Genomic DNA, 13472 nt, shown 5'->3' with positions numbered 1-13472 from the left:
GTTTAATCTAAACGTCCTGAAAAATTAGTCTTTAAGGCTTTGATAAAGGAATACCGTCTTTGAGGCAACGATACGGTCGCCCGCCTGCAACCCTTTGCTGATATAAGCGGTATCGCCCGATTTGCGTTCTATGGTTACTTCCTGTATGCGTATTTTCTTCACCTTGTCCAGTACCAGCACATAGTTTTTGTTTTCGTCGAAAACAATGTTATTTGCATTGATGGACGGAAGGTCGCTATTGGTTTTTGCTGAAATCTGTACGGTAGCCATCATCCCTGGTTTTAATAACAAACCCGGATTAAGGATACTTACACGTGCATTCATCACCTTGCTATCAGGATCTAAAACATTATAGATCTTATCTATTTTACCTGAAAACACCTTATCCGGGTAGGAAAGAATAGAGATTTTTACCGGGTCTCCCTGTTGGATACTTGATATATCAGATTCATAGATATTGATCACTCCCCATACGGTAGAGAGATCGGCCACGGTAAACAGGCTCTGGTTATTATCTGGCCTGATTGCCATGTTATTGTTCAGGTTTTTCTCAATTACAAATCCTGAGATTGGTGATTTCAGGGAATAGCTGCCGTTGGTACTTCCGCCGTTCAGGTTCAGCACAGCCCTGCTGCGTTTATCTTCGGCCTGTTTAACCAGGAAATCATTTTTTGCTTCCTCCATCTCCCGGGCTGATGATAATCCGCTTTTGTACATATCTTCAGCAAGCTTTAAGTTTCTTTCTGCATTTCTGAGTTCAGCAGATGAGCTGATGGCATCTTTATCAAAATTGGCCATTTCGGGGCTTCCCAAAGTAGCCATCACCTGGCCTTTTGACACATGGTCGCCCAGTTTTACCGGAACGGAACGTACACTACCGCTAACCATCGGAAAAATTCTGGCTGTTGTTTCTTCATTTGGAGCTATTTTAGCAGAGAAGCTCAGTTCTGTTTCACTATTTGGGTTTCTCACAGTGTCTATCAGTAACCTGTCCAGGAGTGAGTCTGTAAGGGTAAATTTATCATCTTTGGGTTGTTCCTTCTGGTTTTCAGCGCAGCTCTGTAAAAAGATGGCAGTCGTCAGTATGCTGAGCGTAAGCATGCTGAGTTTTTTAATTTGAGTTTGCATGGGGTTATTATTTGAAAATGGTGGAACCGGTAACATAATTGATTTCTTCTTTGGCATTCATACGCTGATATTTCATATCATTCATCTGCAGCGTGTTTTGCCGGTAAGAGTCATAGAAGTCCATGAATTCGATCAGGCTTAAGTTCCTGTTCTTAAAGTTCCTGATCACTTCTGTGATCAGCTTGTCGAAATCGGTACCGAAGTTTTTGTCAAAGCTTTTATACAGGTTTTCTGTTCTCAGTGCTGTTTTATAGCTGTTTGAAACCTCGTTCTCCAGTGTTGCTTCCTGCTGGTTGAGCAGGTTCTTTCCTGCATCAATAGCGATCTTTGCTTTTTTGATCTCTCCCTGGTTTCTGTTGAACAGCGGCAGCGGGATGCTTAAGCCCAGTCCCGTATAGTTATTGGGATGACTGCCCTGCAGGTCGTAGACCAGTGAAAACTGCACGTCCGGCACAGCCAGTGCTTTTTGTACCATCAGGCTTTTTTCTGCATAAGTGATACCCGTTTGAGTCAGTTTAAGATCGGCGCGGTTGTTTTGTGCGGAATCCAGCAAGCTGGTGTAAACGGTTTTGTCAAGCTGGTAGTTCTGCTCTTCTGAGGGGTCCATAACCAGGCTGATATTGCTGTCCGGTTTGATGTTTGTCATCAGTTTGAGGTCGGTTTCCATATCCTCGATATTATTTTGCAGGGTATTGTATTCTGTTTGCAGGCTGTACACGAGTGATTTGATGCGGATGATGTCTTTCACCGCGATATTGCCGGCCTTTAGTTGTTCTTCCGATGCTGAAAGTAATTTCTGCAGGGAACTGATCTGCTGCTGGTACAATTTTGCGCTTTGCTGTGCATAATAGGTTTTGTAGAAGTTGGCCCTCAGGTTATATCTTAAGGTACGCATCAGGTCGAAATACTGATATTCGGCCAGTTTTACGCCGGCTGTGGCCAGCTGGATATTCTTGTTGCGTTTACCTGCCAGTTTTACCAGTTGTGAAATTGAAGCCTGGTATTCGCCATTTGTTTTTGAGGTTTCGAAAAACCTTTTGGTATCGGGATTATAGAGTTGTGTTTCTGCGCTCAGGGTTGGGTTATCGAACAGTTTTGCAGTAATGATATCGGCCCTGGCCTGGTCGGTCTGATAGTTCCGGGCAATTAACTGGTAGTTGTTTTGTACAAAGAGTTTTTCGGCCTGAGGTAAAGTGAGCTGTAACGTATCGGCCGATTGCGCTGCAGCATGTTCTGCGAAACCTAGCAGTGTAAGGCAGAAGAGAAGCGTATAAAATTTCAGAGGGTGGGTTACCATTGACTTGTTGTTTGAAACAAATCTAATTTGGTAAAATTAAAGGTGAATTAAAGGCTAGTTAAAAACTGGTTAAAATGAACGGAACTGTATTTTAAAGGTAGTTCCAGTCTCTTTAGATGACACAATATTGATATTCCCGTTGAATAAAGTGATGATTTTATGGGCCATGTAGAGGCCCATTCCGTTACCTGCATGTTCGGCTTTATTTGAGGAACTGTAAAATGGCTTAAAGATCTCTTCAAGTTTATCTGCCGGAATGCCAACACCTTTGTCACTAATGCTGAGCAGAATTCCTCCGGATGTAATTTCCATGATGCAGGTCACCGGCTGGTTATCGGAGAACTTAAATGCATTCCCGATGATGTTATCCAGCGCAATTTGCAATAGGGTAGGATTGGCCCTGATGATCAGGGAGGACTCATCGTCCATCGGCATGTTGATCATTTCTACCTGCAGCTGGTTTGCCCCTTTTTTGTAGTTCCATTCTGCCTGCAGCTGCCAGACCAGTTCGTCCAGGCGGATATCTACGGCTTTTGATGAGCTGTACTCGAGGTCTGTCTGGGCAAGGTTAAGCAATGCGGTAATGATGTTCTCCAGCTTTTCGGCATCTTCAAGCACCGAATGAAGGGCTTTTTCATAGGCATCTTTATCACGTTCTTTAGACAGGGCAATCTCGGTACCGATGATCATCCTGGTCACTGGTGTCCTCAGTTCATGCGAGGCATTGGCCACAAAGGTTTTCTGAAGGATAAAGGAATGTTCCAGGTGCTCCATCAGGTTGTTGAAATTCTGTGACAGGAGTGTGATCTCGTCTTTATTCTTTCCTTCTTCTACACGGAAATGGAGATTGTTGGATTTGATGAGTTTCACCTGTTCAATAAATACATTGAGCGGGGCGAGAATGCTCTTGGCGATCCACCGTCCTGAAATCAGTAAGCCAAGAAAGATGACGATGAAGACAATGACCATTACCCTCAGCAGGGTTTGTACCCTGATCTCTGTAGCCTGGTCTATAGCGGAAGCAAGAATGACAAAATCACCCTGGTTATCTTTATAAAAGATACCTACTACCTGCCTGTCGCCCTCTTTAAAACGGACTTTCCCCTGCTGCCTTACCCTGTTAATGGTCTCGCTGGTCCAGAATTGCTGGTCGTCACCAATGAAGGTAGGGCTGTTGCGTTCGTTATAAATACGGATTACCTCTCCGTTGAGCTTTTCAAGATATTGTTCGCGGACTTTATTCAGTGCATCACTGGAGATCTCATCGGCTTTCAGGTATAACTTGGCCGTCACCATGGTACGGTCTGTAAGGCGGTCAAAGAATTCTGTTTCCATGAGCTTTTCAAATGAAAAATAGACCACGCAGAGTACGCCGAGCAGTGTGAGGGTACTGATCAGCGTAAAGTATAAAGCCAGGCGGTCTTTTATCTTCATTGTTTGGCTTACTTCATGATATAGCCCATCCCGATTTTGGTGTGGATCAGTTTCCTGTCGAATCCTTTTTCGATCTTATTTCTGAGGAAGTTCACATATACGTCGATCACATTCGTGCCGGTATCGAAACTGATGTCCCATGCATTTTCGGCAATATACTGGCGTGAGAGCAGGCGGTTCGGGTTTTTGAGGAACAGCTCCAGGAGGGTGAATTCCTTTGCCGTGAGCTGGATGTCCTTCCCGTCGCGTTTTACGGTTTTGCTGTATGTATCCAGCACGATGCCTTCATAACTCAGCGTATTCTTCTGCTGGGTAAAAGCGGGGGCATGCCGCCGGAGCAGTGCCTCAATCCTGGCGAGCAGTTCTTTAAAATGGAAGGGTTTTACCAAATAATCGTCGGCACCGGAGTTTAATCCGAGCACTTTATCGTCTACTGAACCCAGTGCGGTAAGCATTAAGACAGGCACGTCTTTGTTGGTTTCCCGTAACTGGCGGCATACTTCAATGCCGTTCATTCCGGGCATCATGACATCAAGGATGATTAAATCGAAGGCTTCTTCCTGAAAGGCGTAAAGTGCCATGATCCCATCAGGGATGGTGGTGACGCTATAGTTGTGTTCCTGAAGTCCGGTTTTTATCAGGCTGGCTATTTTGGTGTCATCTTCTGCTAATCCGATCTTAAACATTGGCTGATTACGGTTGGTTGAACCATAAAGGTAGCTATCTATTTCTAAACTCATTCATTTCCGTTTTGTCCGTCTTTAAATTCTTTAATTCCCTGTCCCAGTCCCTTCATCAGTTCGGGGATTTTTTTGCCTCCGAAAAGAAGCAGGACAACAACGAGTATCACCAGGATCTCGGGGGTACCTAATGCAGCAAGAATAAATGGATTTGACATATGTTTTAGTTTCTGGATGTATAAGACCATCATCAGCTAACTGCTTACAAACAGGTTCAGCACCGTTAAAAGCAGTTATATCCTGATGAAATAACGAACAAAATTAAAACGGGTCAGTTAAAGCCTGATTAAAACTGTATTAAAAAGGGATTAAATATCAATAACATAACCTTAATCTTAGTTTCGTTTTTAAAATTGTACCTTTGCAAAATTGTTTCCCTGATCCATCGGTTGATCCTGCCATTCAGCCTGTTAATCACAAACATTTATTGCCATTAAATACATTATGAAGAAGATTGTTGATTACAGAAAATTATTGGGTGTTCAGAAAGATGCCGAACTTAAAGAGTTGAAAACTATTTACAGAAATTTAATGAAGGAATACCATCCGGATAAATTTCAGGAAAGCGACGAAGCCAAACATGCCGCTGAAGTAAAAAGTAAAGAAATTATCGAAGCTTACCATTTCCTGGTAAGTATTGCTCCTGAAACGCTGGCGCTTTCCATTGAAGAATATTCCGCTACAACTGCTTCTTGTGGTATTGCTGACTATAAATGGGCAGGATTGGTGCTGACAGTGTATTTCCTTGACGGAAGTGCATATGAGTATTTTGAAGTACCTAAAGCGATTTATGTGAAATTAGTGAACGCTGATTCTCCGGGAAGATTTGCCCGCCGCCATATTTTTACTTCGTTCCCTTACAGGAACATTGTGAAACTGGAAACAGCTGAGAACTAGTTTTTGATTTGTATATACTGATCGGTGTGTAATGTACCGGGAGGATAAGATATGGAACACCTGCGATGAAATTGCAGGTGTTTTTTTTGGTTATTTTTAATATCCGTTCTTTCTGAAGGCTGGCATTTGTTGGTCTGATAATGACAAAGAGGCCAATACATTTCTTGTTACGTTACTTTTGTAGTAAATAAATTTCTAAATGTTTATATTTGTCAATTTAAAATTAAATATGACAAAACAAGGTTATCATGTTGCGAAAGAAAAGTCAAAATTAAAACTTAGATTTTTATTTTTCAGTGAGGGAGTAAAAACGGTATTTAAGGTAGTTGATTATGATTATATAGGATTATTGTACTTTGGAACGAAAACATTTAACCTGAGTTTAGGAGATCTTGATCCGATTACCCGTAAAATTGAGGATAATGTAAATACTGAGAACGGTGATGTGTATGATGTTCTAAACACAGTATTAAATACTGTTCCTATCTTCTTTGATAATTACCCGAAATGTACTCTTATGGTTAAAGGGAGTGATAGTGGAGAAGAGTTTGCTACAAAATGTAAGGCAAGCTGTACAAAGAAATGCATAGATGTTAATAATTGCAAAAACAAGGACCGAAGGATAAACGTTTATAGCAGATATGTAAGTTCAAATTATGATGAATTAGTAAAAGAATATGCATTTTTTGGTGCCAATAATGATATGGTTGAACCTTTTGAAAAACATAAAAAGTATGATACTGTTTTCGTTCAGAAAAATATTAACTTTGTAATATGAAAACAAAGAACATAAAGAAAGACGATCTGATACAGGTACCGGAGTCTACATTAATGGCTTTGGTCTTGTCACAAATAAGGGGGATAGTTTTATTCCCTGAAAAAATCGAAGCTGCGAAACGACAATTGAAAAGAATAAATAATAAAATGGCTGTCTAATGCCGTTTTAACTATATTTAAAAAGTGCGTCTCAGAAGTGAGGCAGCTTCTTTGTTTTGATATGATATTTTAGTAATTTAAGGTCATAGCCTTGAAGATTTGGTGCCCATCTTGAGCGATATCTTGTATGGGTTTATTAAAGTTATTCTGCGTAACTTTGACTAGATTAATTACTTAGTATCGGAGAACTAGAAAAACCTACTATTTCTTTAAACAAATTACTGAAATTGTAATTTATGCCAGACAGAAAGCATATCAAGTAACAATGCCATTGTGTTAGAGCTGTACTGGCAGATTGGCTATCTTATAGTTGAAAATGTAGTATCTGACCCCGTGGTTTATTTCCACTCCAGAGATAAATGAGAAACTGGCAGATGGATAATTGACAGCAAATACCGCTATTTTTCTTTAATCTCCGTAGGCTTCGCATCGTTTTTCTGCACAGAATCATTACCTGTCTCAATCTCCACTTCCCTCGTCGTAACTGCATAATGGTTCGGCCGTATCTCCGATCCGTAATTCATCGCATAAGCTTTGGTAAACTCTGCACCAAAAAACAAGATAATCGAAGAGTAATAAGTCCAGAGTAACAACACAACCAGTGACCCTGCTGCCCCATATGTACTGCCTACATTGCTCTGGCCGATATAAATAGAAATTCCGAATTTACCGATCATGAAAAGGACTGCTGTAACGACCGCTCCGGATATCACATCCCTCCATTTGATCTGTGCATCAGGCAGTACCCTGAAGATCACTCCAAAGATCAGTGAGACTACCGCTAAAGTAATCGCCTGGTTCACGATATAAAAGAAAATCACTGATACTTCACTGAAATTTTTCTCCAGTTTGTTACTGAAACCATCAATCAGGGACGTAACCCCTAAAGAAACGAGCAAGACGAAACCAAGGCTTATAATCACTGAAAAGGACAGGAACCTGTTCTGCAACAATTTCAGCCAGCCTCTTTTAGGCTTTGGTTTTAAACCCCAGATGGTATTGATAGAATCCTGTATTTCGGCAAAAACCGTAGTGGCACCGACCAACAGGGTAATACCGCCAACCACTACAGAGAAAAAACTCTTATTGCTCACAGCAGCATTTTTAATAATATCCTGCAGCTGCAAGGCTGTATCCTTTCCAAGGAAATCAACGAGCTGGTAATATACCTGTCCTTCTATCGCTTCCCTTCTCCAGACAATACTGCAGATGGAAATGATCAGGATCACCAATGGTCCCATGGAAAACACCGTGTAATAGGCGAGCGATCCGCTTAGTTTGGTTACTTTATGATCAGAAAATCCTCCAAATGAATCTGTCAATACTTTCCAGAGACCTTTGAAGGTTATTTTTTTGTTTTTTTCAGCTTCCATGTATGAGCGTTTTCTTTAGGTTTTACTGAATAACTTGTCAAAATATATTTTGTTTTAATTAAGATTACTAAGATTTACTGCCATTTGGGCTGGTCTACGTTATATTTCCTGATTTATTATCTTTTGCTAAACATATATGTTTGCACGAATGTTATCCTATCATGAACCGAATATTTAATACCAATTTCAATCACCGGGGTCTGGACATTGCGCTGCTGATCCTGCGTTTTGGCATCGCAGCATTGATGCTTACCCATGGCCTCCCTAAACTGAATACCTTACTTGAGGGGGGAGATATTCAATTTGCTGATCCTATTGGTATTGGTGCCAAAGCCTCTCTTGCCCTGGCAGTTTTTGCAGAGGTTTGCTGTTCATTTTTGCTGATCTTAGGTCTTGCCACACGCCTGGCGGTATTACCGCTGATGGTGACGATGCTGGTGGCACTGCTGGCCGTACACGCCGATGATCCTATCGGGAAACAGGAGCCTGCACTCCATTATCTGCTGGTTTACCTTGTTTTGCTGATCACCGGTGCCGGAGCGATCAGCCTGGATAAGATCATCAGCAGAAAAGGTACGCGTTCAAGAAGGGGTTATTGATGCAATAATTCTATATTTGACCGTTATAGTGTAGCATAGAATGTTATGCTGAATAAATCAAAGACATGAAGAAATTAGTATTGATATGCTTTGCAGCAATAACCATTCTGGGTTGCGGGGTAAATAAACAGGCGCAGCAGATCAAAGCCCTCGAAAAATGTACATACAGGGTAGTTTCGGCCACGAACCTTTCTGTTGCCGGAACAGATGTGAAACGGCTGATGAACAACCAGGACCTGAACCTGGCGAGCTTACCCGCCCTGGCATTCGGGCTGCTGAGAAAAGATGTTCCTTTGAGGGCCACCCTGAACATGGAAATTTCCAATCCTGCAGGAAACCTTGCAGCGATCAACCAGTTTGAATACAAGATACTGATCAATAACCAGGAACTGGCCGACGGATTTGTAGACCAGCAGGTGAGCATTCCTGCCGGGCAAACGGTGGTAGTACCGGTAGCGATGAACGTAAATGTATACCAGTTCATTTCCAATGCGAGGGTAATGTCCGAAATTTCAGATTTTATCCGCGGCGGCGATAAAAAAGGCCTGGTAACGCTCAAAATCAGACCGAGCATCATGGTAGGAGGTACGCTGATCAAATATCCGGGTTATATCAGCATCGACAAAGAGTTCAGCAGTAAAATACTGTTGTAACCTGTAATACACAATTGTTACTATTATTAATTGCCGGATATTAAGGTGCCCGGGTATTTTTAATTAATTTCGGCAATTAATATTACTGTATGAATTATCGTTTATCATTCCTCTGCTTATTTAGCTTCGCCCCTTTTTTTGTGAAAGCACAAGCCTCTGTACAGCTCAATGCTGCAGAGATCAGGCAGGGACTGGCCAGTTTGAATGTGACGGGCAGTGTATTGTACATTGCTGCGCATCCTGACGATGAAAACACACGTTTGCTGACCTACCTGTCAAAGGAAAAAAAAGTACGTACCGGATATCTATCGCTCACCAGGGGTGATGGCGGACAAAACTTAATCGGAACAGAACAGGGTGAACTACTCGGACTGATCCGTACCCAGGAACTCCTTGCAGCAAGACGTATGGACGGCGCAGAGCAGTTCTTTACCAGGGCTAACGACTTCGGCTTTTCCAAAACTTCAGCCGAAAGTTTTAAAATATGGGGCAAAGAACAGATTCTTTCTGATGTGGTATGGGTGATCCGTAACTTCCGTCCGGATGTGATCATCACCCGTTTTCCTGAAGACGCCCGTGCAGGACATGGTCATCACCAGGCTTCGGCAATCCTCGCGAGGGAAGCTTTTTCAGCAGCAGCTGATCCCAAACGTTTTCCTGAACAGCTGAAATATGTAAAAGTATGGCAAGCCAAACGCATCGTATGGAATACGTTTAATTTTGGAAGCGGCAATACCACTGCAGATGATCAGCTGAAGCTGGATGTGGGCCTTTTTAACCCGTTATTGGGGAAAAGTTATGGTGAGATTGCTGCCCAAAGCAGGTCGAACCACAAGAGCCAGGGTTTTGGTGCCAGTTTGCAGCGCGGTTCTTCCATAGAATTCTTTAGTCCCGTAGCCGGAGATGTAGCAAAAAATGATCTTTTTGAAGGGTTGAACTTTAACCTGGACAGAGATAAAGGCACCGGAAAAGTACAGCAGCTGCTCAACGCAATCAATGCCGCTTATGATCCTGCCGATCCCTCTAAATCTATCCCAGCTCTGCTGCAGCTGAAAGAGGAGGCTAAAACACTTCCATTTAAACAGGAGAAACTGGATGAGCTGATCCTCGCCTGCGCAGGAATTTGGATAGAGACTACTGTTCCGGAGGCAACTTATGCATTGAATGACTCGATTTCTGTACTCATCAGTGCAATTTCAAGGGTAAAGAATGACTTTCCTTTGGAAATCACATTGCAGGATATACACACACATCAGCTGATCAAATTGCCACCCAACCAGATGGTGACGCAAACGGCAATCATTACAGGTAGCTCGGTTGGCATCACGCAACCGTACTGGCTGAAGAAAACACACCCTACAGGTAGTTATATGATCGATTCGCTGTCGCACCTGGGGCGGCCGGAAGCATCTGCCCCGCATGTGGGAACATTCCGGGTCAGCTTCGGTAAACAGTTTGTTGACGTTACAAGACCTGTCGTTTATAAACATACTGATCCCGTGAGGGGGGAACTCTACCAGCCATTAGTAGTTGCACCACCGGTGACGGTTACGATGGCGGAGAAGTCGTACGTTTTTACAAATAATAACACCCGGAAAATTGCAGTACAGCTGCAGGGTTTTAAAGATAAGACTAAAGGAGTACTGAACCCTAAGGTGCCCGAAGGCTGGAAGGTTTCACCGGAAAAGATCAATTTTGATCTGGAGAAAAAAGGAATGCAGCAGCACCTCGAGTTTACCCTGACGCCCGCAGGCAGTGTTGAAGGAGGCGAATTCTCCATCTGGGCCACTGTGGACGGGAAAACCTATAACCAGGGATTGAAAGTGCTCAGTTATGACCATATTCCGGTGCAAACGCTCTTTCCCTTTGCTGCCGCCAAAGTTGAAAAAGCAGACCTGAAGTTTGCCGGCATGAATATCGGCTATATCGCGGGGGCAGGTGACCTGATCCCTGAATCGCTCAGGCAGGTAGGCTACCATGTAACCCTGCTCACAGAGAACCAGGTGACCAATGCCGACCTTTCTGTTTATGACGCAGTGATCACGGGAGTACGCCTGTACAATATCAGCGAACACATGAATGCCATACAGCCAAAGCTGATGGACTATGTGAAAAACGGTGGCGTGCTGCTGGTGCAGTACAATGTAAACGGCACACTCAAACTGGATGATATCGGGCCTTATCCATTTAAAGTTACGCGCGACAGGGTGACCGACGAGGATGCCCGGGTGACTTTCCTGGCACCGGATGATGCCGCCCTGAATTTTCCTAATAAAATAACCGCTAAAGATTTTACAGGATGGATCCAGGAACGCGGATTATATTTTGCCGGCGATATTGATGCACATTATACACCGGTATTGGGAATGAACGATACGGGAGAACAGAGCAGTAATGGTGCTTTACTGGTAGCTCCGTATGGGAAAGGCAAGTTTGTTTATACATCACTTGCATTTTTCAGGGAACTGCCTGCAGGTGTGCCCGGTGCATACCGCCTGTTTGTGAATCTGATCTCTAGCAAATAAGCCTATGAAACCTCAGCAGCCTGATCAGGAACTGCCACCTTTCGTGAAGACCTGGAAACAGTTTTACCTGCTTCTGGCAGGCTGGCTGATCTTTCTGATCCTGGCCTTTTACCTTTTTACGCTGTATTTCCAATGAGTAGTATAGACTGGGCCGTACTGGTTTTAACGCTGATCTCAATTGTATCCTATGGGATCTATAAGAGTCGCGGTGCACAGAATATCCAGGGATATCTGCTGGCCAGCCAATCCTCACCCTGGTACAGCGTCTGCCTGTCGGTGATGGCTACCCAGGCCAGTGCAATCACTTTCCTTGCTGCGCCCGGACTGGCTTATTCTTCCGGAATGGGCTTCGTACAGTTTTATTTTGGCCTGCCGCTGGCAATGATCGTCCTGTGTATCACCTTTGTGCCTATTTTCCACCGCCTGAAGGTATATACGGCCTATGAATATCTGGAGCAGCGTTTTGACCTGAATACACGTGCACTTACCGCTTTTTTGTTCCTGATCCAGAGAGGCCTTTCCACCGGGATCACTATCTATGCCCCCTCTATCATTTTATCAACCATTCTGAATATCAATACTACCTACACCACATTGTGTATAGGAGGAATTGTAGTCGCCTATACCGTTTACGGAGGCAGTAAAGCAGTTTCTTACACGCAGATGCTGCAGATGAGCATTATCTTCCTCGGGCTCTTCGCTGCGGGGGTGATGGTGGTACACCTGCTTCCCGCAGATATCGGACTCGTAAAAGCCATCGGTATAGCGGGGAAGATGGGGCGTACAAATGTGATAGACTTTAAGTTCGACTGGAACAATCAGTACACCGTATGGAGTGGTCTGATCGGTGGATTCTTCCTGCAGTTATCCTATTTTGGAACAGACCAGAGCCAGGTAGGGCGTTACCTGACGGGAGCCTCTGTCAGTCAGAGCAGACTCGGTTTACTGATGAACGGACTGGTTAAAATACCCATGCAATTCCTGATCCTGCTGATCGGGGTGCTGGTGTTTACTTTTTACCAGTATAACCGCCCGCCGGTATTCTTCAATAGCTTTGAATTGAACAAGCTGGAAAAAAGCAGTTACAATCCACAGCTGAAAGTACTGCAGAAAGAGTATGAAAAGGCATTTGAAGAAAAACAGCTGGGAGTGAATAAACTCAGCAAGGCCCTGGAAATCAATGATAAGTTAACAATAGACGAGCAAAGAACTGTTTTGCAGCAGGCTGACGGGCATACTAAAGCTGTACGCAAACAGCTGACTGAACTGATGCTGAAAAATGATAAAAACGCGGATGTCAATGATAACAATTATGTCTTTCTCAGTTTCGTGACCAAATACCTGCCAAAGGGATTGATCGGACTGCTGATCGCTATCATTTTCCTGGCCTCAATGGGCTCTACGGCCAGTGCATTAAATTCCCTGGCTTCTACCAGCGTGATCGATATTTACAAACGGCTGCTGAATAAAGAAGCCGGTGATGAAAAATACCTGAAGGCATCCCGCTGGGCTACGGTAATATGGGGCTGCATCTGTATCGCAATGGCGCTCTATGCCAGTAAAATAGGCAACCTGCTGGAAGCGGTAAACATCCTGGGATCATATATTTACGGGACGATCCTGGGCGTATTCCTGGTCGCCTTTTATATCAGACATGTCAACGGTAAAGCTGTGTTCTATGCGGCAATTATTACTGAAGTGATCGTTTGTATCTGCGGATGGCAGAAGCTGGTGGCCTACCTCTGGCTCAATCTGATCGGCTGTGTGCTGGTGGTGCTGATCGCGCTGCTGCTGCAGCAGTTTTTTAAGACTAACGTAAAAGCACAGGCTTAACCTGCAAAACCTTTTCTGCTGAATGTTGTTATGGGCTTATATAACATATATAACCTA

The 13472-nt window shown here is 43.6% G+C and carries 14 protein-coding genes; 8 read left to right on the top strand and 6 right to left on the bottom strand.

Translation table 11 applies throughout. From position 1 onward, the window contains the following. Positions 1-24: 24 nt before the first annotated feature. The 5 genes from BLW16_RS02620 to tatA form a co-directional block, all read right to left on the bottom strand. On the bottom strand, positions 25-1128 hold the full coding sequence (locus BLW16_RS02620; protein ID WP_090554877.1) for an efflux RND transporter periplasmic adaptor subunit: 1104 nt from the start codon (positions 1126-1128) through the stop codon (positions 25-27). A gap of 7 nt (positions 1129-1135) precedes the next feature. Continuing rightward, a complete protein-coding gene (locus BLW16_RS02615; RefSeq protein WP_090554875.1) occupies positions 1136-2425 on the bottom strand; it encodes a TolC family protein in 1290 nt (429 codons plus the stop codon). 69 nt (positions 2426-2494) lie between these two features. After that, positions 2495-3859: a sensor histidine kinase gene (locus tag BLW16_RS02610; RefSeq protein ID WP_090554873.1), complete on the bottom strand. Its 1365-nt coding sequence runs from the start codon at positions 3857-3859 to the stop codon at positions 2495-2497. A gap of 8 nt (positions 3860-3867) precedes the next feature. Further along, positions 3868-4545: a response regulator transcription factor gene (locus BLW16_RS02605; protein WP_090555180.1), complete on the bottom strand. Its 678-nt coding sequence runs from the start codon at positions 4543-4545 to the stop codon at positions 3868-3870. 50 nt (positions 4546-4595) lie between these two features. Next, the gene (gene tatA / locus BLW16_RS02600; protein ID WP_090555179.1) at positions 4596-4757 is read right to left on the bottom strand and encodes a twin-arginine translocase TatA/TatE family subunit; all 162 of its coding nucleotides are present in this window, start codon (positions 4755-4757) and stop codon (positions 4596-4598) included. Positions 4758-5043: 286 nt separating this feature from the next. On the opposite strand from tatA, the gene BLW16_RS02595 reads away from it, so the two are divergent. The 3 genes from BLW16_RS02595 (at position 5044) to BLW16_RS23140 (ending at position 6432) form a co-directional block, all read left to right on the top strand. Beyond that, entirely contained in the window at positions 5044-5496 is a 453-nt protein-coding gene (locus BLW16_RS02595; protein ID WP_090554871.1) for a KTSC domain-containing protein, read from the top strand. A 229-nt stretch (positions 5497-5725) separates the two neighbouring features. Next, a complete protein-coding gene (locus BLW16_RS02590) occupies positions 5726-6274 on the top strand; it encodes a DUF6934 family protein (RefSeq protein WP_139298240.1) in 549 nt (182 codons plus the stop codon). Next, complete coding sequence (locus BLW16_RS23140; RefSeq protein WP_175470460.1) at positions 6271-6432, top strand: hypothetical protein; 162 nt, start codon at positions 6271-6273, stop codon at positions 6430-6432. Before BLW16_RS02590 ends, BLW16_RS23140 begins: the two co-directional genes overlap by 4 nt. A 398-nt stretch (positions 6433-6830) precedes the next feature. Here the strand turns inward: BLW16_RS23140 and BLW16_RS02585 are convergent, their stop codons facing one another. Next, positions 6831-7805, bottom strand: a complete 975-nt coding sequence (locus tag BLW16_RS02585; protein ID WP_090554867.1) for a YihY/virulence factor BrkB family protein — start codon at positions 7803-7805, stop codon at positions 6831-6833. Positions 7806-7966: 161 nt separating this feature from the next. Here BLW16_RS02585 and BLW16_RS02580 point away from each other — a divergent pair, with 161 nt between their 5' ends. The 5 genes from BLW16_RS02580 (at position 7967) to BLW16_RS02565 (ending at position 13415) form a co-directional block, all read left to right on the top strand. Further along, positions 7967-8404 carry a DoxX family protein gene (locus BLW16_RS02580; protein WP_090554865.1) on the top strand — a complete coding sequence of 146 codons (438 nt, stop codon included), beginning with the start codon at positions 7967-7969 and terminating at the stop codon, positions 8402-8404. A gap of 65 nt (positions 8405-8469) precedes the next feature. Beyond that, positions 8470-9057, top strand: a complete 588-nt coding sequence (locus tag BLW16_RS02575) for an LEA/WHy family protein (protein ID WP_090554863.1) — start codon at positions 8470-8472, stop codon at positions 9055-9057. A gap of 89 nt (positions 9058-9146) precedes the next feature. Next, entirely contained in the window at positions 9147-11582 is a 2436-nt protein-coding gene (locus BLW16_RS02570; RefSeq protein WP_090554861.1) for a PIG-L family deacetylase, read from the top strand. Between the two features lie 4 nt (positions 11583-11586). Next, positions 11587-11718 (top strand): hypothetical protein, encoded by a 132-nt coding sequence (locus BLW16_RS23830; RefSeq protein ID WP_262497142.1) that lies wholly within the window; start codon positions 11587-11589, stop codon positions 11716-11718. Beyond that, positions 11715-13415 carry a sodium:solute symporter family protein gene (locus tag BLW16_RS02565; RefSeq protein WP_090554859.1) on the top strand — a complete coding sequence of 567 codons (1701 nt, stop codon included), beginning with the start codon at positions 11715-11717 and terminating at the stop codon, positions 13413-13415. The genes BLW16_RS23830 and BLW16_RS02565 overlap by 4 nt, the downstream gene beginning before the upstream one ends. Positions 13416-13472: the final 57 nt, after the last annotated feature.

The organism is Pedobacter hartonius (assembly GCF_900107535.1).
Lineage (GTDB): Bacteria > Bacteroidota > Bacteroidia > Sphingobacteriales > Sphingobacteriaceae > Pedobacter > Pedobacter hartonius.
The sequence above is the reverse complement of the archived record's forward strand: the minus strand, read 5'-3'. Positions and strand labels throughout refer to the sequence as shown.